The 16595-nt window shown below is 65.5% G+C and carries 21 protein-coding genes and 1 pseudogene; 6 read left to right on the top strand and 16 right to left on the bottom strand.

The window, feature by feature from the left end; genetic code table 11:
* Positions 1–359, top strand: a pseudogene (locus ACETPF_RS19950) (hypothetical protein); the annotation flags it as partial.
* The gene (locus ACETPF_RS19945) at positions 359–490 is read left to right on the top strand and encodes a hypothetical protein (protein ID WP_373936361.1); all 132 of its coding nucleotides are present in this window, start codon (positions 359–361) and stop codon (positions 488–490) included. The pseudogene ACETPF_RS19950 and the gene ACETPF_RS19945, both read left to right, overlap by 1 nt.
* On the opposite strand, the gene ACETPF_RS19940 is transcribed toward ACETPF_RS19945, so the two are convergent.
* The 7 genes from ACETPF_RS19940 to ACETPF_RS19910 form a co-directional block, all read right to left on the bottom strand.
* Positions 491–1663 carry a DUF3800 domain-containing protein gene (locus tag ACETPF_RS19940; RefSeq protein ID WP_373936360.1) on the bottom strand — a complete coding sequence of 391 codons (1173 nt, stop codon included), beginning with the start codon at positions 1661–1663 and terminating at the stop codon, positions 491–493.
* A gap of 49 nt (positions 1664–1712) precedes the next feature.
* Positions 1713–3689: a relaxase/mobilization nuclease RlxS gene (gene rlxS, locus ACETPF_RS19935; RefSeq protein ID WP_373936359.1), complete on the bottom strand. Its 1977-nt coding sequence runs from the start codon at positions 3687–3689 to the stop codon at positions 1713–1715.
* Between the two features lie 261 nt (positions 3690–3950).
* Positions 3951–4319 carry a hypothetical protein gene (locus ACETPF_RS19930; protein WP_373936358.1) on the bottom strand — a complete coding sequence of 123 codons (369 nt, stop codon included), beginning with the start codon at positions 4317–4319 and terminating at the stop codon, positions 3951–3953.
* A gap of 206 nt (positions 4320–4525) precedes the next feature.
* The gene (locus tag ACETPF_RS19925) at positions 4526–5134 is read right to left on the bottom strand and encodes a lytic transglycosylase domain-containing protein (protein ID WP_373936357.1); all 609 of its coding nucleotides are present in this window, start codon (positions 5132–5134) and stop codon (positions 4526–4528) included.
* Positions 5122–5706: a S26 family signal peptidase gene (locus ACETPF_RS19920; RefSeq protein ID WP_373936356.1), complete on the bottom strand. Its 585-nt coding sequence runs from the start codon at positions 5704–5706 to the stop codon at positions 5122–5124. Before ACETPF_RS19920 ends, ACETPF_RS19925 begins: the two co-directional genes overlap by 13 nt.
* Complete coding sequence (locus ACETPF_RS19915; RefSeq protein WP_373936355.1) at positions 5693–5932, bottom strand: helix-turn-helix domain-containing protein; 240 nt, start codon at positions 5930–5932, stop codon at positions 5693–5695. Before ACETPF_RS19915 ends, ACETPF_RS19920 begins: the two co-directional genes overlap by 14 nt.
* A 165-nt stretch (positions 5933–6097) precedes the next feature.
* Positions 6098–6397, bottom strand: coding sequence for a DUF736 domain-containing protein (locus ACETPF_RS19910; protein WP_373936354.1), 300 nt, complete (start codon positions 6395–6397; stop codon positions 6098–6100).
* A gap of 317 nt (positions 6398–6714) precedes the next feature.
* Between ACETPF_RS19910 and ACETPF_RS19905 the strand changes: the two genes are divergently transcribed.
* The 3 genes from ACETPF_RS19905 to ACETPF_RS19895 are packed head-to-tail and all read left to right on the top strand — an operon-like array spanning position 6715 to position 9237.
* Positions 6715–7125, top strand: coding sequence for a thermonuclease family protein (locus tag ACETPF_RS19905; RefSeq protein ID WP_373936353.1), 411 nt, complete (start codon positions 6715–6717; stop codon positions 7123–7125).
* Positions 7080–8009 (top strand): RusA family crossover junction endodeoxyribonuclease, encoded by a 930-nt coding sequence (locus tag ACETPF_RS19900; RefSeq protein ID WP_373936352.1) that lies wholly within the window; start codon positions 7080–7082, stop codon positions 8007–8009. The genes ACETPF_RS19905 and ACETPF_RS19900 overlap by 46 nt, the downstream gene beginning before the upstream one ends.
* Before the next feature lie 31 nt (positions 8010–8040).
* Complete coding sequence (locus tag ACETPF_RS19895; protein ID WP_373936351.1) at positions 8041–9237, top strand: hypothetical protein; 1197 nt, start codon at positions 8041–8043, stop codon at positions 9235–9237.
* An 89-nt stretch (positions 9238–9326) separates the two neighbouring features.
* Here the strand turns inward: ACETPF_RS19895 and ACETPF_RS19890 are convergent, their stop codons facing one another.
* The 4 genes from ACETPF_RS19890 to ACETPF_RS19875 form a co-directional block, all read right to left on the bottom strand.
* Positions 9327–11084 carry a ParB/RepB/Spo0J family partition protein gene (locus tag ACETPF_RS19890; RefSeq protein ID WP_373936350.1) on the bottom strand — a complete coding sequence of 586 codons (1758 nt, stop codon included), beginning with the start codon at positions 11082–11084 and terminating at the stop codon, positions 9327–9329.
* A gap of 89 nt (positions 11085–11173) precedes the next feature.
* The gene (locus ACETPF_RS19885) at positions 11174–11608 is read right to left on the bottom strand and encodes a DUF2958 domain-containing protein (RefSeq protein ID WP_373936349.1); all 435 of its coding nucleotides are present in this window, start codon (positions 11606–11608) and stop codon (positions 11174–11176) included.
* On the bottom strand, positions 11605–12576 hold the full coding sequence (locus tag ACETPF_RS19880) for an ArdC family protein (protein ID WP_373936347.1): 972 nt from the start codon (positions 12574–12576) through the stop codon (positions 11605–11607). Before ACETPF_RS19880 ends, ACETPF_RS19885 begins: the two co-directional genes overlap by 4 nt.
* Before the next feature lie 365 nt (positions 12577–12941).
* Complete coding sequence (locus ACETPF_RS19875; RefSeq protein ID WP_373936346.1) at positions 12942–13205, bottom strand: hypothetical protein; 264 nt, start codon at positions 13203–13205, stop codon at positions 12942–12944.
* 74 nt (positions 13206–13279) lie between these two features.
* On the opposite strand from ACETPF_RS19875, the gene ACETPF_RS19870 reads away from it, so the two are divergent.
* Complete coding sequence (locus ACETPF_RS19870; RefSeq protein ID WP_373936345.1) at positions 13280–13495, top strand: helix-turn-helix domain-containing protein; 216 nt, start codon at positions 13280–13282, stop codon at positions 13493–13495.
* A 25-nt stretch (positions 13496–13520) separates the two neighbouring features.
* Here ACETPF_RS19870 and ACETPF_RS19865 read toward each other — a convergent pair whose 3' ends face one another.
* From ACETPF_RS19865 to ACETPF_RS19845, 5 genes are all read right to left on the bottom strand, one after another.
* On the bottom strand, positions 13521–13997 hold the full coding sequence (locus tag ACETPF_RS19865) for a DNA -binding domain-containing protein (protein ID WP_373936344.1): 477 nt from the start codon (positions 13995–13997) through the stop codon (positions 13521–13523).
* Positions 13998–14067: 70 nt separating this feature from the next.
* On the bottom strand, positions 14068–14256 hold the full coding sequence (locus ACETPF_RS19860; RefSeq protein WP_373936343.1) for a transcriptional regulator domain-containing protein: 189 nt from the start codon (positions 14254–14256) through the stop codon (positions 14068–14070).
* Between the two features lie 7 nt (positions 14257–14263).
* Positions 14264–15127 (bottom strand): phytanoyl-CoA dioxygenase family protein, encoded by an 864-nt coding sequence (locus ACETPF_RS19855; protein ID WP_373936342.1) that lies wholly within the window; start codon positions 15125–15127, stop codon positions 14264–14266.
* Entirely contained in the window at positions 15124–15726 is a 603-nt protein-coding gene (locus ACETPF_RS19850) for an acyl-homoserine-lactone synthase (RefSeq protein WP_373936341.1), read from the bottom strand. The genes ACETPF_RS19855 and ACETPF_RS19850 overlap by 4 nt, the downstream gene beginning before the upstream one ends.
* A gap of 72 nt (positions 15727–15798) precedes the next feature.
* Positions 15799–16584 (bottom strand): LuxR family transcriptional regulator, encoded by a 786-nt coding sequence (locus tag ACETPF_RS19845; protein ID WP_373936340.1) that lies wholly within the window; start codon positions 16582–16584, stop codon positions 15799–15801.
* Positions 16585–16595 lie beyond the last annotated feature (11 nt).

Below are 16595 nucleotides of genomic sequence, written 5' to 3'. Positions count from 1 at the left end.
TTGAACTCTTCACTATGCTTGATCATCTCGTCGGTCTCCTTGAACGAGCCTTAAACTCTCAAGTGACCGGCACAAAAACGTTACAAGTCCAGAAGCCCGATCGTGATTTCCGGGTGCGCCGGCTGTGGCGCGACGTGCTTGATAGCGTCGACCGGCTCGAGCGCACCCACGCCGCCGTTGTGCTCACCGGCACCTACACTGCCGAGCCTCTGACAGGCGGAGAGCCGATCAGGATCGCCGTCGTCGCGATCCGGTCTCGCCGCCGCAATCCGGCGGCGACCAAGATCACGACGCTGTGGGCGGATGCCAAGGTCGACGAACGCCAGATGCTCGCCGACTATTTCGAGGGGCTCGATTGATGGCCGGGACGAGCAAACCCCTCGATCGCTTCACAGGAGCGTTCTTGGAGGAGCTTGGGCGCTGGTCGGCCCGGCTGGTGATCGCTGCGGTAATCGCGCTCGCGAGCGGCTTCATCGCGCTCCCGAACTGATCAGGCCTGGTCGCCCTCGATCTGCCGTGCGGCTTTCTTGATCCGATAGGCTTCGACCCGCTCCTTCGTTCCAGCATCGATCATCGCCAGTTGCTCGCGCGCGGCGTCAAGGCGAGCCTCCTCCATCGGCTCGGTCATGAGGCGAGCGTATCGCGCATCGAGCGCCCCGAGTACGCCATCGAAGGAGAAGTCGTTCTGCATGGCGCGGCGGAACACCCATTGCATCAGACGCCAGGAATCTGCACCGATCTCCTTCTCACGGTGAAGCCTGTTGAACAGCCACATGATGACGTCGGTGACCTGGATGCCCGGACTGGCTTCGGCGGTCGATATCTCGAAGGTGCTCCCGCCGGCGCGCTGCGCCTTGAACATCTCGCCCATCATCAGCGGCACGCGCTCCGGCGAGGCGTTCGCGTAGAGCTCATGCCAAAAGCGTAGCGCGGCCTCGAACTCGCTCTGTCGATCATGCCGGATGCGCCGCACCGGCCGGCGCCACGACTGCGACTGCGCCTCCACCCCGTCCATCAGATTGCCAAACCCGACGAGGTTGGGAAGATGGCCCTGCCGCGCGATGCGGCCGTCCGAATGGAAGTAAATCGCTTCCGGGTTCTCCCGAGCCCATTCGATGGCGGGACGAATGCGCTCGACAAAGCCTTTGTCCTCAACGCCGGGTAACAGTGCCAGAACGTCATTGCAGAAGTGGATCATGCCGCCTCTCGCGCGGTCTGCATTGGTCTCCATCATCGACGCCCAGAAAGCTCGCGCCATTTCCTCGGTCACGATGCCGGCGAACTTCACCGCAAACGTGATCCTGAGCGGGCGAAGCATATAGATATGCGGTGATGCGGCGCGGTTCTCGCCAGGATCGAAGAGCAGATCGAACATCTTCGTGGCGACGATGTAGCGTTTCTCGACCCGTGAGACGAAAAAACGCGGGTCGGCGCGCTGCAGCAACTTGTGGAGCGGCCGGGCGATCTCCTCGATCCGCGCCACCCCGAGCTTGGCGGCGTGCAGCTGTATATCCCCGACCTCGCGAGCGAGAACGGCGATCGACTTGGCGTTGATGGCGTCGAAGTCGGTGCGCGTCATCAGCGCAACCGTCAGGAAGATCGGCTGCGCCTCATCGAACAGATGGGCACCGGTATTGCCGGATTCGTCGACGAACACGTACATCGCACCCTGATATCCGAGTGACCGTCGACGAACCAGAGATAGTCCGAGATCAGGAGATTTCGGGAGCGGAGCGTCCCCGCCCGAAGGTCCAGCTGACCCCGTCCGCGCGCATGATCCCGGAAGCGGTCTTGCCCATTTGCCTTTCCAGCACTGGCCGCCACGGCACGAGGGTAAAATCTCGGGCGCGCTCGATGACGGCAAAGCGCCCGCTGGCGAGGTCGACCGAACGGGTCAGTTTCCCTTCGATCCTGTCGCCGACTTTCGTCTCGACAAAGGGCTTGCCGAGCTCGCTCGCGATCTGCTCCCCGCTGCTCAGCATCTCGCGGCGCTGAAGCACCATGATTGCGCCAGCTCGCAGACGAACGCGATCACCCTCGAAATCGGCCAGGTCCTGCTCCACCAGCCATTGTTGGCGGGCCGCCATCGCGCCGCGCACGTCATGGCCGAAGCCGGCATCGCGGATGGGAAGCGGCGATGGCGAGGTGAGCTCGCGATCGATCCACGTCGCCGCGTCCATCGCTGGAAGCTGGTCGAGCGGCCTCGGGGACAGTGTCTCGATCTCGACCGGATGGTCACGATGGCGGCGCGCCTCATAGGCTGCGACGCGGTCGAGATGATCGGCCGGTATCGTCCAGGTCCCGTCTGCCGCGCGATCGATGCCGATCCCTGAGCGCCGCATCGCTTCCAGCCGTCGGACATGCGCCTCGGCAAAGGCGTGGGTCGCAGATGGGTCGTGCCGCAGATGGAAGTCGGGGGTATACTGTCCGCCATTCGCTGCGGCCACGTCGGCGACGATGCGATCAACCTCGCGTATTTCAAGCCTACGCGCGGAGACGCGGACGATCGAGCCCTCGGCGAGCGGAGCGGTCGCATCGCCACGTCCGATGTCGACATAGTGAGCATGGCCGTCGATGGCGTCGACGAGCAAATAGTGACGGTCACGAAGCTCGTCCGCGAGGCCGCGCGCGATCACCCGCCCGACGATCGGTTGCGGGTCGCTCTCGCCGCCGCCGAACAAGCTGCGGCCGAGCCACGGTCGCTCAAGTTTCCGCGCCGTCAATTCGCGCTGCATCGTGCGGATGATGTCGCCCCGCTCGCGGAGCGAGCGGAGCGTGCCTTCCAGGTCCTCGGCGAGCCGCCAGCGCCCGCCGCCCATCGGCTCGGCAAGCTCCATGCTCGCGAGCTTCTGCAGGCGGCCGGCGCGCAACGACTGCTGAAAGGGATCGCGGTCGAACGATGTGACCAGGCCGTCGGCCTCTATCGACTTGAGCAGGCGCCGGTCGATCGCGGTCATTCGCTCCTCGCCGATATCGTGGCGCAGGCGCGCTTCAATCTCCTGGTCGGTACGTGGCCCAAGATCGAGGGTCACCAGCTCGGCGGCGCGCTCGCGAATGCCGTGGGCGATATATTCACGCGCGATAATCAGGCTCTGGCCGGTATCGTCGACACCGCGCAGCATGATGTGCGTGTGCGGATGGGCTGTGTTGAAATGGTCGACAGCGACCCAGTCGAGCTTGGTGCCGAGGTCGGCTTCCATCTGCGTCATAAGCCGGCGGATATACGGCTTGAGGTCGGGATATTCGGAACCATCCTCGGCGGAGACGATGAAGCGGAACTGGTGACGATCGCCATCGCAGCGCTGAAGGAACGCCTTGCCGTCTGCGGTGTCACGATCGGCCGAATACAATTCGCCCGGCGTGCCCTCGCGGGTGACGCCGTCGCGTTGGATGTAGCGTAGATGCGCACGCGCGGCGGGCATCCCCTTGGTGCCGATGCGGACCAGGCGCGTCTTCACCACCGCGCGCCGCGCGCGCATCCCGCCGAAGCGATCACGGCTCGAGAGCAGCCGTCCCATGCTGGCGCCTCGCCCGATCCGGCTGCCATCAAAGCGCCGGCTTCTGACCGTGCCTTTCTCGGCCGAACGGATCGCGGCACCGACGACCCGGCCAAGGTAGCGGCGCGCCTTCTTGCCGCTTCGCTGCCGCTGCCGTCCAAGCCGGGGCGTGAACTCGTCGTCCTCGCTCATTGCGTCCGCCGAATCTCGCGATTTTGCAGTGCAAACGGCGGAATTCCGCCAATCTTCACGAGCATGTCTCGCGCGCAGCGCGGCATGTCTCGTGGAAAAACGATGTGCAGACAATCGCTTAGCAATGCCTGCGAGGCATTGCCTTTCTCTTGCTTTCGCTTTTCCTCTTCTTCCCCTGCCTCCCCATCTCCTTGGCTCAAAGGAAAGGCCAGGACACGATGCCGATGCGACACCGTATCCCGGCCCGAAATGTGTAATCCCTCACGCATCCGCGAATGCCGCCAGCGCTGCTTTCCGCGGCCCGAATGTGCGCTTGCCCATCAGGCCATGCGGGTTTCCATCGCCATCTATGATCATGACAGCGACGAACCATTTGCCCTCCAGATTCCCGAAAATCCGCACCCGATCCAGGTCGATTTCGTCCTCGTCCGTGCTCTCATAGGCACCGATCCACCGCTCCATGTCCCGCGCATCCCAGAGGAAATCGCTCTCTTCAGCCTCAAGAAACCGGTGCGCCAATGCATCCGCGGCATCATGTCCGAACTCGACCTCCAGCCCCGAAATCAGCGCTGCCATCACCCGGTCAGAGGCCACCGAAATTGGTTGAAACATGCCCATGATCATCTCCATCTTTTCTGTTCTCCTCATCGAGAACAGCGTGAAGACGACGGTTGGCGGAGCGGGTGTCAGGGCCGCGTAGCGAAGCGAAGCGCCGCGAAGCGGGCGTGGGGGGAACCGATTTTCGAAGAAAATTGGGGGGCACCCACGGGCCTTGAGAGCCGCTTCGCCAGCCGTCATGCTGGGCCTATCGAGACGAGCCCCTCCAACGCTCGCGATCATGGGACGTCCTTTCGAACCACGAACAGCATATTCTGGCCGCCGGGTAGATCGAGGGCTTTTGGATCGGCCGCGACATCGCGGCGCACGACGAACATCGGCGGTGACGGTGCCGGCCCGGACACTGTCGGCCCGGGTGCCCCGACGCTCCCGACCGATGCCAGATAGGCCGTCGTCTCGTCGGGGAGGCGCCTTCTGCCGGCGAGAAAAGCTGCATAGGCGCCCGGCCCCGCATTGTAAGCGCCGAACAGCCCGGGATAGCCGAAGCGGTCGTACATTAACCGAAGGAAGCAGGTGCCGGCGAGGATATTGTCGCGTGGATCGTCCGGATTGGTGCCAAGTCCAAGCTGCGCGCGCATCTGCTGCCAGGTCGCGGGCATCAACTGCATCAAGCCCATCGCACCGGCCCGGCTGCGGATCGGTCGCCCGCCGAGCGTGGTGAGACCCCGGCTCTCGGCGCGGATCACAAGCTCGATCCAGCTCGTCGGAATGGCGAAGCGGGTCGATGCTTCCTCGATATATGGTCGCCACTGATCGACGGCGTCGGCGCGCGCTGGCGATGCCGCGATCAGCAGCACCGCCGGGATCAGCCGGGTCAGCGCGCCCATAGCAGCCGCGCCTTGCCGATCACCTGATCGCCCTCGGTGATGCCGAAATAGCGCCCATCGAACGACGCCGGACTCTGAGTCATCAACAGGAAGAGCTGGCGTCCTCGCAGCCGCACGCAGCCGGTCCACCAAGGCATCGGGCGATGCTGGCCATCGGCGAGGTGGCGCCCGGCGAGCCACCGGCCATTGACGAAAATCTCCTGCCCGAGCGCGCAAACCTCGTCGCCAGCCGCTGCCGCGACATGCTTCACCAGCGGGACATTGGCAGGGAGATAGCGGCGCTTCGCAGCGAGCAGTCGCCATGGGTCCGGCACGCGTGCGATCACCATGTCACCCGTCTCGATCGATGCGTTCGGCGTGACCGAATAGAGCCCGATCGGTGCGCTGGCGCTGGCGTTCCAGACGAGGCGCGGAAGCGGCGGAAAGGCGATCGTCAGGCCGAGCAGGCTGATGCCGCCGCTGGCGGCCGCGATGCGCCGGCCGAGCCGCCGCCGCCATTGCTTCCGGGCGCGAAGCTCGTCGCCCCAGTCGAGAAGCGGTGTGTCGCCGCCGCGCGCGTCACGCTTCGTCATGGCGCGCGCCTCCGCTCGACTGGGCCTTCGACCAGGCGTCGAGGTCGTCGATATGATATTGGACGAAGCGGCTATGGAGGCGGAATGCCGGCCCTTTGCCGGCGCGCCTGAGCCGCCTGAGCAGGCGGCCCGAGATCTTCAGATAGGCCGCTGCCTGATCGGTGTTGAGATAGGGCGAACCGCGCTTGGCGCGGTTCGCACGCGAGATGTCGTCGTCGCTGTCCATGATGGGTTCCGTCGCTTCAGGGGGACGGCAAAGCGCCGTCGCTGGCATCGGAAGTGAACGGCGCGACCGCGTGGCGGGAGTGTCGGAATGGCGGTAGCCGATTTCGACACACCTGCCGGGGAGATAAGGAAGCCCCGCGCGCCGTGGCGCACGGGGTCTTCGCGTTCAGCGCGACCAAATGAGCTTGTGCTCGCCATCGTCGCCCTGGCTGAGCGTCGCGTAGATCGGCGCTGGAAAGGACGGATCGTCGAGCTTGAGGCTCAGATATTCCGCGCCGGTCTCGCGCGCCGCCTTCGTCCAGGCCGCCCCGAACTCGACGCCGCCAGCGTTGACGCGGTGGTCGGGGGACTTCTCATTGTCGCGCTCACAAGGCCGGATGGTTGCCTTGACGCGCAGCGACAGGGTCCGGATTTCGCCGGTGTAGATGCCATTTTCGCCACGGGTGAAGCTGCCAATCTGTGCCATGATAACCTCCTTCGATTGATGCGATGCCGCCCGATGCGGCCTCGACAGGCGGTCGATTGGGCGGGCGGAGGCCGCTCCCGCACCCGAAGGGCCGAAGCGGCAGCGGAGGACGGCCAAAAGCCGGCTTTCTTGCCTCGCGAGGAATGCGCCGAAGGCGCAGGGGAAGAAAGTCGGCGACGCCGTAGCGGGAGCGGCGGACCCCGCCAGACCCGCCGCGAGAGAGGTCCGTTCAGGGCGGTCGCCGGATGGCCAGGAGGATCGCGCGGATGCAAGCCTGCTCTCGACAAGAGACGGTCGGCACGGCGATAATCCATCCCATGCTCCGTCTCATTTTCCCTTTCGGCCTTGCCGCGGCCATGATGATCCCGGCTGCCGCCAGCGCTCGGGACGATGATAGTTCGGGCCAGATCGCCTGGGTGACGGACGGCGACACGTTCCGGCTGGAAAGCGGTGAGCGCATCAGGATCGCGCGGATCGACGCCCCGGAAACGCACCGCGATCAGGCCAAATGTGCAGGCGAGGTCGTGCTGGGCTTGCGCGCGAAGGATCAGGCGACATCGTTGCTCGCGGGGCGCGAGGTGACGTTCCACCGGGTCGGCCGCAGCTATAATCGCACGGTCGCGACCGTCATGCTCGATGGCCGCGACCTTGGTTCCGAACTGGTTCGGATGGGCGTCGCGGCATGGTGGCCGCGTGGGCGGCCGAAACCCGACTGGTGTTCCCGCTGACGGAGGATGGTTTGCCCGACGAGATGTCGTTTGAGGAGCAGCTGCGACTGGAGCGGCAAGGTGCCGATGCCGGCCTAAATCCGATGTTCGGAGAGTGGCAGCACCGCTTCGAATTTCCGCCCGTGCCCTACGGAAATGGCGCGGCACAACGCGGTGATTTCCGTGCCGCGATCCAGGCCGAGCTAAAGAATCGCTGGCTCTTCTCGAACGAGATCCACCTTGAGATCACCTTGCATGTCGATGTGCAGACGACGCTCGAAACCGACGAAGCCGCCGACCTCGACAATTATGCGAAGGCGATCCTCGACGGACTGAAAGGCCCGGATGGAATCATGATCGATGACACGCAGGTCCAGGCGCTCACGATCAGCTGGATTGACGGCTATGGGCCACCCGCCTTCACGATCGCCGCGAAAGGCTCGCCCGATGAGTTCGTGCTCAAGCCGCAAGAATTCTACGAGATGCCGGACGGGCTCTGGTATCCGCACGGCCGCTATCTCTGGAGCCAGGGCGGCAAAGAGCCATGCGATGACTTCAATCATTTCGTGGGGCTCTCGATCATGGAATTGATGAGCTCGACCAAGCGACGCACGCGTATCGAGATGCGCAAAGTCGGCGCCGATCGGCTTCGCGCCTATCAGCAAGCGAAGTATCTCTCGACCAGCGCTCGGGGCTTTCATCGCAGCCGCATTGAGGAGGGGTTCCCGATGCACAAGCGACGGGATTGGCAGGAAGGGCGTGCGCGGTGGGCAGCGACAGACCCGGAACGCTGGTCGAAACTGGAGGAGACGCTGCGCGATATGCGGGAGAGTCACGATAAGGTGGTCTCGGCCATGGCGAAGCTCCGTTATCGATCGATGGCCCATCAGGGACATAACCCATGAGGCTTGCTATCCTCAGAAAAAGGGGGCGAGCATGGCCGAACAGAGTTCTGAAGACCGATATGGTCAGGCGACGGCGCTGATCGAAAAGGCCGCTCTCGAGCTGTCCGAAATCCATCGCGGCAAACATTACGGCCTATGGCGGCAGGATGCCGAGCCCGTGCTCGATGCGGCGCTCAGCGAGGTCGAGCCGTTCCGCGAATTTGCGGATATCTGGCTCTGCACCGGCGACGGCGGCGGCATGGTCTTGCAGAGGCGGTTCGGTGGATGGGTCATCGACCGGCTGGTCGCGCACAAGTCGCCGCCGGAAATCCTCGAATTATTCAACACTGAAGTGGTGCGGAATATCGGCCGCTACACCGAACTGACGCCGCTGTTCGGTGTCTCGATCGACGCCCCATGCGACCTTGGAAATGGCATCACGATCGAGCCGCCGGCCGAGGACATCTTCGCGCAGGCATTACGCTATTGGCCCTTCCAACGAGTCGAGATGCCGACCGGGACGGCGATGCTCTGCCAGTCCTACACCGTGACGCCGGCCTTCGTTCCCAATAGCGAGCGGCCCCTCCAAGAGAATAGTACGGCGACGGCACCGCCCTATGCGGCGCGCGACGCGACGCGCCGGCGCGTGCGGCTGGCGTGTCTGCTCGCCGGTGCCGGCGCGGTCGAACTGCCGATCACGGCCGTCCAGCCGGATCGGGATTCCTGCCTCGTGTCGGGCGCAGTCAGCACCTCGGACCGACCCTTCACGCCGCATCCTCTGGTTTCATTCCCGACCGAGGCACCGGCGGTCGCCGCGCTGTTTCGCCAATTGGGGGGCTTTCCGGAGGCCGACAGTCTGGCGCGGGCGATTGATCGGCTGGGGCGCTCGCGCCTCGCGGTGTCGGACGTCGACAAGGCGCTGGAACTCGGCATGGCCGCGGAAATCGCGCTGATGCACGATAATAGCCCATCCAACACCGAGATAACCTACAAGATCGGAAGCCGCGCCGCCTGGCTGCTTGGCGACGATGCGGGCGCGCGCGCCACGATCTTCGACCAGATGAAGCAACTCTATAAGGCGCGATCGGAGGCGGTGCATTCGGGCAAGCTGGGTTCAAGTTCGAGGGTCGATCTCGCGGCGGCGGATCAGCTTGTGGCGCGCGCCCTCGCGGCGATCGCGGCTCGGGGGAGCTTTCCGAACTGGAATGACCTGACGATGGGCGGCGAAGGGGAGCCGGAGGCCATATAAAAATCCGCGTGGCCGAGCCGGAACGGCGAGGCCACGCGGCCGGATTTCAGGGTCCGAAGAATGGGCGGGCCGAAGCCCGCCCACAGCGGTTACGCCGCCTGCTTCAACGGCTCATGGCTCTCGTCGGGGGCCGGCGCGGAAGGCCGCGCCGACTCGACCTTGGCATGGGCCGCGACGGTGCCGACACCGCCGCGCGTTGTGTAGGCAGAGGCCGGGAAGCCCAGCCATTTCGGCACCCAGCGCTCGACCTTGGTCCGCCCTTCCGCGCCATCAAGATGGTCGCGGACGATGCGCTTCAAGGTCTTGGTCTTCTCGCCAGCGTTGGCGGTCGCGACCACATCGCCCGCCACGTCGGCGACGATCTTGCCCATCACCTCCTTGTCGCGGATCAGTTCGAAGAAGGCGGCGTCTGCTTGCCACCAAGCGGCCATGTCGATACCAATCTGGGTGCCGACCGCCGCGACGGCGGCGCTGCCGCTCGCCAGCGTCTCGCCCATGATGATGGTGATGATGTCCATCACCACCGGGTCGGGCAGCTCGATCAGGCGCAGAAAGATGCCCGCGACACCATAGTCGTCGCCATTGCCGCCGGTCACGGTCGGCTCCTCGGACGAGAAATAGAGCACCGCCAGCACCGCGCGGCGATGCTCGTCGAAGACCGTCTCGGCCCGGCAGGTTTCGAGGCTTTCGCGGACCTCGTCGTTGCGGGTGGTCTGCGGCTCGGGCGAGACGCGCCAGAGGTGCGATCCGCCGATGGCGTGGGCGACCATCAAGCGCAGCGCGATACCGGGGTGGCCGATCATCGCGGCGCGGACGGCGGCGTGACGGTGCAAATCGAGATAGGTCTGCATCGTCGAAGTTACCTCGGGCCGGGCGATCTTGGCGATCTCCGGTCCTTCGCCGCGCGCGACCCGCTGCGCTTCCTTGCGGGTCATATAGCCCTCGTGGAAGGTCACTTCGCCATTACTGCGGACATCGACGTAGACCCGTCCGCCCTTGCGCTTGGGGGCCTTCTCATATTCGTAGGTGTGGAAGTAGTCGGACGGCGGGACGATGACGACATCGCTCCAGCCCTCCTCAAGATAAGCGGCGCGGCGCGCCTCGATGGCGTCGTTCTGCGCGGCCCAAAAGGCATCGGCGTCGGCGAAATAGCGGTCGTCGCCGAACAGGTCAGCGACGGTCGCGCCCTTGAAGCCGTTGAGGTCGAACAGCGCGAAGCGGGCCGGGATCGACTGCCCGCCGAACAACCATGCCTTCAACTGGTGGCCGGTCGGGACATAGCCGTCAGGGTCGTCGAACAGCGCCAGCCACGCGCGCTGCTGGTTCTTGCTGGCAAGCGTCAGGTGGCGGACGGTGGCGCGGTCGATCTTCTCCGCCGCATAGAGGCTCCGGACACGCGGCAACAGGTTGCCGAGTGCCAGCACCCGCGCGATCGTCAGGTCGGGAAGCCCGAAGGTCGCGGCGATGTCGGCGACATCGCGACCTTCCTTCACCAGTCGGGTGAAGGTTTCCCATTGGGTCACTTCGTCGGCGTCGAGCCTTGCCAAGTTCTCGATCATCGACGCCTCGATCGCGGCGGCGTCATCGGTTTCGGTGAGGATGCGGCACGGCAGCGGGTCGGCTTCGCCGGTCTCCGCCGCCACGATCCGGGCGGCGTGGAAGCGCCGCGATCCCGCGACGATCTCAAAATGGCCGTCTTGGCAGTTGGGGCGCACGAGCAGCGTCTGAATGACGCCGCGCTTGCGGACGGTCGGCAGGATGTCCGTCACATCGGGGACCTTCTTGCCATAGCGCATGTTGGTTTTGCTGACGGACAGCTTGTCTTGGTCGATGAAAACGAGTGTCATGGCACAACTCCTTGTGAGTGCCGGTCCGTCGTTCTTTGCGGGAGGGCGGACCGGTTTTCGGATTGGCGGCGAAGCGCGCCGCCCGCGCTTCAACCGTCGTCCGGCTCGCCCGGACGGTGCGGAAGGTCAGGGGCCGCGCCAGTCTGGACGGCGCGGCGCAACAGGGGTTCGGCCCACAGGATCGAACCGGCGCGGCGCGCCCACTCGGTCCAGATGGTCAGCGGAAAGGCGCTCTCGAACGACAGGTCGCGCTCGATGAACAGGCCAAATGGCAGGCGGACTTCGGCGATCTCGGACAGGCTGAAATAGCCGAGTTCGGGGCAGCCGAACCCAAGGTCGGCCAGCCCGAACAGGGTGTCGCCGTCCTCGTCCAGTTCGGTCGCCAGCCACGTCGCCGCGCCAAGCGGATTGAACAGCTTGACCACTGGTGGCGGATCGAAGCGCTGTCCCTTCTCGCCACAGGCGCGGCGGGAAATGTCGTTGGCGCGCAGCGCGAAACGCAGTTCGGCGGTCAGGAGGTTCATGCCGCGATCCTCCCGTCCTGCCGCGCGACCTGCGCCTCGCGATGCCGTGCCAGCAGCCAGTCGGCGGCCTTGGTCGCGGCGCTTGCCGCGCGAAAGATCGCGCGATTGTCCTCGCGCAGCACCTCCAGCCACGAGCCGATATAGTCGGCATGGCGGACGGTCGGCACGATGCCGAGCGCGGCGCAGAGGAAGGCCGATCCCATTTCGGCGACCAGTTCCTCGCGCGCATAATCCTTGCTGCCGAAGACGTTGCGAAGGTCACGGCCCAGCCGCTTGGCGTGGCCGGTGGCATGGGTCAATTCGTGCAGGCAGGTCCGGTAATAGTTGATCTGGTCGAAGAAAGCGGGCTGCGGCGGCACCTGCACGAAATCGGGGTCGGGCGCATAGAACGCCTTGGTCCCGCCAATGCGGAAATCGACACCCGACGCCGCAATGATTTCCTCCGCGGCGGGCACGATCTCGCGTTCGGGCAGCGGCGCGGGATTGGACGCCAAATCGGCGCGCAGGCCCTCGCACTGCGCGGCATTGAAGACGGTGAAGCGCTTGAGGAACGGCACCGCCTTGGCCTCGTCACCCTCGCGCGAGGCGCGTTCCTTCTCTGCCTCGGAGGTGAAGCGGTCGGCATAGACGACCGTCACGCCATGCTCGCCCTTGCGGACGCATCCGCCCGCCTCCTGCGCCTGCCGGAAGGTCAGCCATGATTGCGACGGCCAGCCATGCTCGATGACCGCCCCCCACAAGATCAGGACATTAACGCCCGAATAATTGCGCGCGGTGAGGGCATTGCGCGGCAGTCCGGGTCCGGCGCTGCCCGCTGCGCCCCACGGCTGGACCCACGGCAAGCGCCCGGCCTCAAGCTCGGACACGATGCGCGCGGTCACCTCGTCATAGAGGCTGACCCGGTTCTCGGTCTGACGATCTTCGCCCGCACCGTTGCGGCGGGAACGACGGTTGGCGGCATTTCGCATCGCTATCCTCCATCGCCACCCAAAAAGCAGCAAGCCTCCCCGGAAGGCGGGGGTGGGCGGCGAAAAGCGACCAAGAGGCCCGGCTCCAGTGGCCGGCGGCACCGTCAGGGCGGAACGCAAGTGGAGCACCCCGAAGCGTAGCGGAGGGGTTGCCGCAGGCCGCGTCGGGCCTAGCAGGGAGCGCTGCCCGCACCCGCCGTACCAGGAGAGGCAGAGACACAGCGCCGCCGCGCCCCAGGCGCGGCGTCCATGCCAGCGTCAGCGATCGTCACCGCCAGGCCGAGACCCGGAGGGGCTCGGCGGCGAGCATGCATGCGAGCCGTAGAGCGCGGTCGCAGCGATGCTGCGAGGCGCCTCATCATGCCTCAGGACAACAATCTACGGCCGAACGCGAGTATCGCAGCTTCTAGGCCATCCCCGATGATCCAGCGGGCACGCTCTAGGTGAGACGCCCAGCAAGCCTCAGCGTCCGGATTCGAAACATCCAATCCCATCGTCTCGTGCGCGACGCGGATCCAAGAGCGACCAGCATCATCCGCCGAGATCAACTCGGCGTAAAGCGCGAGGTGCTGTTGGTCATAATCGACCACCTTCTTCTGGGTGGGCGCTCTGGGCTCAAGATTGCTCATCTGCGCTACCTCTCATCTGCCATTATTCACTATAATGAATAAAAGCGACTGAGCAATTGCTCGACTGAGTTCCGATGGACATGCGCAAGGTCATCGGCAGCAACTTTGCGAGGCTCAGGAAAGAGAAAGGACTGACGCAGGAGGCCGTGGCAGAGCGGTCTGGCTTTTCGCAAAGCTATATCGGTTGGCTCGAGCGCGGCCAACGCAACCCGACCGCCATTTCCCTTTGGCTTTTGGCGCAGTCGGTCGACGCGATGCCGGCCGACTTGGTTCAACCGGTACCAGACTGAAAATCCGAGCCTCAATCGGCACAGCTTAAGGACTTGCCAGCAGCGCCCCCGGCCCGCGCGCGACCAGCGCTTCCCCCATCTTCACATGGCGCCGCGCCGCCGACTTGCGGTACTCGCCGGGGCCAGGCCAGTCCCCCGGCCCACAGAGTTCGTCGGCAATCCGGCGCAACGAAGTCCCGACGTCTCGCAGGTCCCAGGCGCGCAACGCCATGGCCAGCCGGGAGAAGCGGATCATGCCGGGCTCAGGCGGCACGGCATCGCCTGCCAGCAGCGCTGAGAGACGGCGGACAGTGACGAGCTGGTGCGGCAAGCGGGCATCATGGGCGACAAGGAAGGTCAATGCGCATGGACCGGTAGTGATCGAGCCGCGATGGACATCCAGCCGAAAGGTCAGGTCGCCGACCATCATCCGGACATGTTCGACGCCATCGCGGTCCAGAACATGCGGCGCGAATGCGACAAGGTCGACCGCCCGGGCCGAGGATGCTGGATCGGCGGCCACCGAAAGGACGCACGGGTCGATGTCCGCGCTCCACAGGGGCGCGGCATGGGTACAGTCCAGCCCCGGATCCTCAGGGAAAGTGCAGCCCCCAGCGCGCGGTGAATGCGCGATCGGTGATGGGGTCGCCGATACGATCCCGCCAGAGCACGGCATCGTGTTGGTAGCCGGGATCGCGACGCAGGACTTCCCACGCCAGCGCGGATCGTCCGAGGCGGGCCGCGGCGGTGTAGGAAGCAGGCTCGGCAGGGCGCACCAGCATCAGGGGATCAGCCTATCTCGCCGAGCTGGCTACGCAGGTAGAGGTCGACGGCCTCAGCCTGGTCGGGGCGCAGCGCATCGATCGCCGGCAGATGGTCGGGCACGTTGTCGCGCAGGAGCACGGAGGGGCATTGTCCCTCGACATTGCCGAGATTGGGCCGATGCTGGGCATAGCCGACCAGCGCGGCGAGTTCGGGCGGAAAATGGCGCGCGACCGCAGGCGGATAAACCAGCCATTGCAGCTCGAAGGGCTTGAGCCAGCCGAGACAGTAGCTGATCACGATGCCGCGTCGCGGGCGTAGGCTCGTATTGCCGCCGCCGCCGTGGAGCGTGGAGCCGAGGAAAACCAGAGCATCACCGGGAAGGACGAGCGGTGTCACCGCATCGCCCTCGGGCAGGATGCTTGTGTCCTGGTCGCCATGGCTTCCGGACCACAGCCGCGTCCCGCCGTTGGCGCGGGTGAAGGGTGCGAGCGGCCACATCACGTTGACGAGATATTCCATGCAGCCCTTGGGCCCGCCCCACATGTCCTGGTCGCGATGGGGCGCCTGCGCCGGCGCGCCGGGGTGGATCTCGATCGCCTGGGTCAAATTGAGAGCGATGCGGTCGCACCAGGGCAGTAGCATCTGCTCGACCAGATCGAGGACGAGGGGATGCATGACCAGTTCGGCGATCGCGGGCGAGCGGGCGAGCAGGCCGCCGAAACGCCTGGTCTGCTCGCCATAGAAGGCGCCCTGGCCAAAGGGCGTCGACCGGAACCGCGCATCGAGATCGCGGTCGATGGTCTCGATGAGGTCCGCTCCCACGGCGCGGTCGACGATGCACCAGCCGTCGCGAGCGAGGATGCCGCCATGGCGGGCTGGCGTCCTCATGCCACGGCGCTTTCGGCGGGCGCATAGACGCTGGTCCAGGCCAGCCGCTGCGGCGTCGAGGCATCGACATGGACCATGAAGGCGCCGACGAGGTCACCGTCGACGCGGAGCGAGGGCCCGAGCGGCTCGGCCCGCCAGCCCATCGCCAGCAGCTCACGGCGAAAGCCATCGGGAATGAGGCCGGTCAGTCCCGATATCCCGCGTGCCAGGGCAAAATCGATCGTGGCGGAAAACAGCGCGTTGCGCAGCTCCCGCCGCCGCACGGCGCCATGGCGCTGCGGCAGGCACAGCCGCGTCGTCTCCCAGATGTCGGGACCGACGGGCACGCCCAAGGGGCAGAGATGGGCGAACAAGGCGCCCAGCATATGAGGACCGGTCGTCGGCATCAGCCGTAGCGAGGCCTCGTGCTGCCCGTCATCGTCGGCAGCGACGACATAGACGGCTGCCGCCGTGTCGAACGGATCGATCTCATACTGTCCGTCGACGACCGGCACGTCCCAGCCGAACAGGTCGACGAAAAGTCGCTTCCTGTCCGCGAACATGGACTGAAGCAGCGGCCGGCTGCCAACGGCAAGATGGTTGTCGACGATGTGGATCATGAAGCTCTCCGGGACGAGGGATGGCGTCCTGCGAGAAAGCCAGCGATGCCCCCAGCATCATAGACCGAGCAATTACCCGGGTTGACGAGGGCGAAGCTCGTCGAGACCGATCTCGCCGGCCAGAACCGCGCTCACCACGAGTTCGGTGCGGTCATGCGCGCCGTAGAGACGGCGGGCCTCGGTCAGGTAGCCATCGACGGTGCGCGGCGTCAGGCTCAGCGCCCGGGCGATCTCCTTGTTCGAATGGCCGCGCCCGGCAAGGACGATGCAGTCACGAGGGCGAGGATGCAGCCTTGGCGGCCGAGGCATCGGTCCCGGCGCCACGCCGAGCAGCCGCCGCGCAGTCTGGAAGGCGAAGATTCCGATCATCTGCGCCGCCCCGAGAAATGTCTCGGCCCGGTCGGGCTGGCTTGAGCCGGCGAAGGTGCACGACCCCATGCATTCGCCGAGCCGGACGCACGGGACGGTGATCCCCTGGTTCAACCCGGCATGACGGCCGTGCTCGAGGCTGGCGATATCCTGCCTGTCCATCTCGATCAGACGCGGCAGATCGGACCAGAGGAAGGCGCTGTCGGCAAAGATGCAGCCGCGAACGACCGGATCCCGGCGATATCGGCGCGCCTCCAGCAAGCGATCCATCACCGCTGCGGGATAGTCCCGGATGTCGATGCGATCAGCGCGCCGCGCACGCAGGTCGTCATGATGAACGATCGCATAGTAGCGAAAGCCCATCTCCAGGGTGACGGCCTCCATCAGCCGCCTGAGGTCGAGAAGGTCAGTGCTGGTGCGAAGCGCGGAGATGACCGATTGAGTCAGCGAAAGACAGAAATGAGGGAGGCCATCCACCGGTCCTGGCATTTCGATCTCCC

It is taken from the genome of Sphingobium agrisoli (assembly GCF_041877245.1).
Taxonomy (GTDB): Bacteria; Pseudomonadota; Alphaproteobacteria; order Sphingomonadales; family Sphingomonadaceae; genus Sphingobium.
The sequence above is the reverse complement of the archived record's forward strand: the minus strand, read 5'-3'. Positions and strand labels throughout refer to the sequence as shown.

Bases quoted from the DNA above. Each gene is read 5' to 3' on its own strand.
- ACETPF_RS19945 (WP_373936361.1), top strand. From the start codon at position 359: ATGGCCGGGACGAGCAAACCCCTCGATCGCTTCACAGGAGCGTTCTTG.
- ACETPF_RS19940 (WP_373936360.1), bottom strand. From the start codon at position 1,663: ATGTACGTGTTCGTCGACGAATCCGGCAATACCGGTGCCCATCTGTTC.
- rlxS (WP_373936359.1), bottom strand. From the start codon at position 3,689: ATGAGCGAGGACGACGAGTTCACGCCCCGGCTTGGACGGCAGCGGCAG.
- ACETPF_RS19930 (WP_373936358.1), bottom strand. From the start codon at position 4,319: ATGGAGATGATCATGGGCATGTTTCAACCAATTTCGGTGGCCTCTGAC.
- ACETPF_RS19925 (WP_373936357.1), bottom strand. From the start codon at position 5,134: ATGGGCGCGCTGACCCGGCTGATCCCGGCGGTGCTGCTGATCGCGGCA.
- ACETPF_RS19920 (WP_373936356.1), bottom strand. From the start codon at position 5,706: ATGACGAAGCGTGACGCGCGCGGCGGCGACACACCGCTTCTCGACTGG.
- ACETPF_RS19915 (WP_373936355.1), bottom strand. From the start codon at position 5,932: ATGGACAGCGACGACGACATCTCGCGTGCGAACCGCGCCAAGCGCGGT.
- ACETPF_RS19910 (WP_373936354.1), bottom strand. From the start codon at position 6,397: ATGGCACAGATTGGCAGCTTCACCCGTGGCGAAAATGGCATCTACACC.
- ACETPF_RS19905 (WP_373936353.1), top strand. From the start codon at position 6,715: ATGCTCCGTCTCATTTTCCCTTTCGGCCTTGCCGCGGCCATGATGATC.
- ACETPF_RS19900 (WP_373936352.1), top strand. From the start codon at position 7,080: ATGGTGGCCGCGTGGGCGGCCGAAACCCGACTGGTGTTCCCGCTGACG.
- ACETPF_RS19895 (WP_373936351.1), top strand. From the start codon at position 8,041: ATGGCCGAACAGAGTTCTGAAGACCGATATGGTCAGGCGACGGCGCTG.
- ACETPF_RS19890 (WP_373936350.1), bottom strand. From the start codon at position 11,084: ATGACACTCGTTTTCATCGACCAAGACAAGCTGTCCGTCAGCAAAACC.
- ACETPF_RS19885 (WP_373936349.1), bottom strand. From the start codon at position 11,608: ATGAACCTCCTGACCGCCGAACTGCGTTTCGCGCTGCGCGCCAACGAC.
- ACETPF_RS19880 (WP_373936347.1), bottom strand. From the start codon at position 12,576: ATGCGAAATGCCGCCAACCGTCGTTCCCGCCGCAACGGTGCGGGCGAA.
- ACETPF_RS19875 (WP_373936346.1), bottom strand. From the start codon at position 13,205: ATGAGCAATCTTGAGCCCAGAGCGCCCACCCAGAAGAAGGTGGTCGAT.
- ACETPF_RS19870 (WP_373936345.1), top strand. From the start codon at position 13,280: ATGGACATGCGCAAGGTCATCGGCAGCAACTTTGCGAGGCTCAGGAAA.
- ACETPF_RS19860 (WP_373936343.1), bottom strand. From the start codon at position 14,256: ATGCTGGTGCGCCCTGCCGAGCCTGCTTCCTACACCGCCGCGGCCCGC.
- ACETPF_RS19855 (WP_373936342.1), bottom strand. From the start codon at position 15,127: ATGAGGACGCCAGCCCGCCATGGCGGCATCCTCGCTCGCGACGGCTGG.
- ACETPF_RS19850 (WP_373936341.1), bottom strand. From the start codon at position 15,726: ATGATCCACATCGTCGACAACCATCTTGCCGTTGGCAGCCGGCCGCTG.
- ACETPF_RS19845 (WP_373936340.1), bottom strand. From the start codon at position 16,584: ATGCCAGGACCGGTGGATGGCCTCCCTCATTTCTGTCTTTCGCTGACT.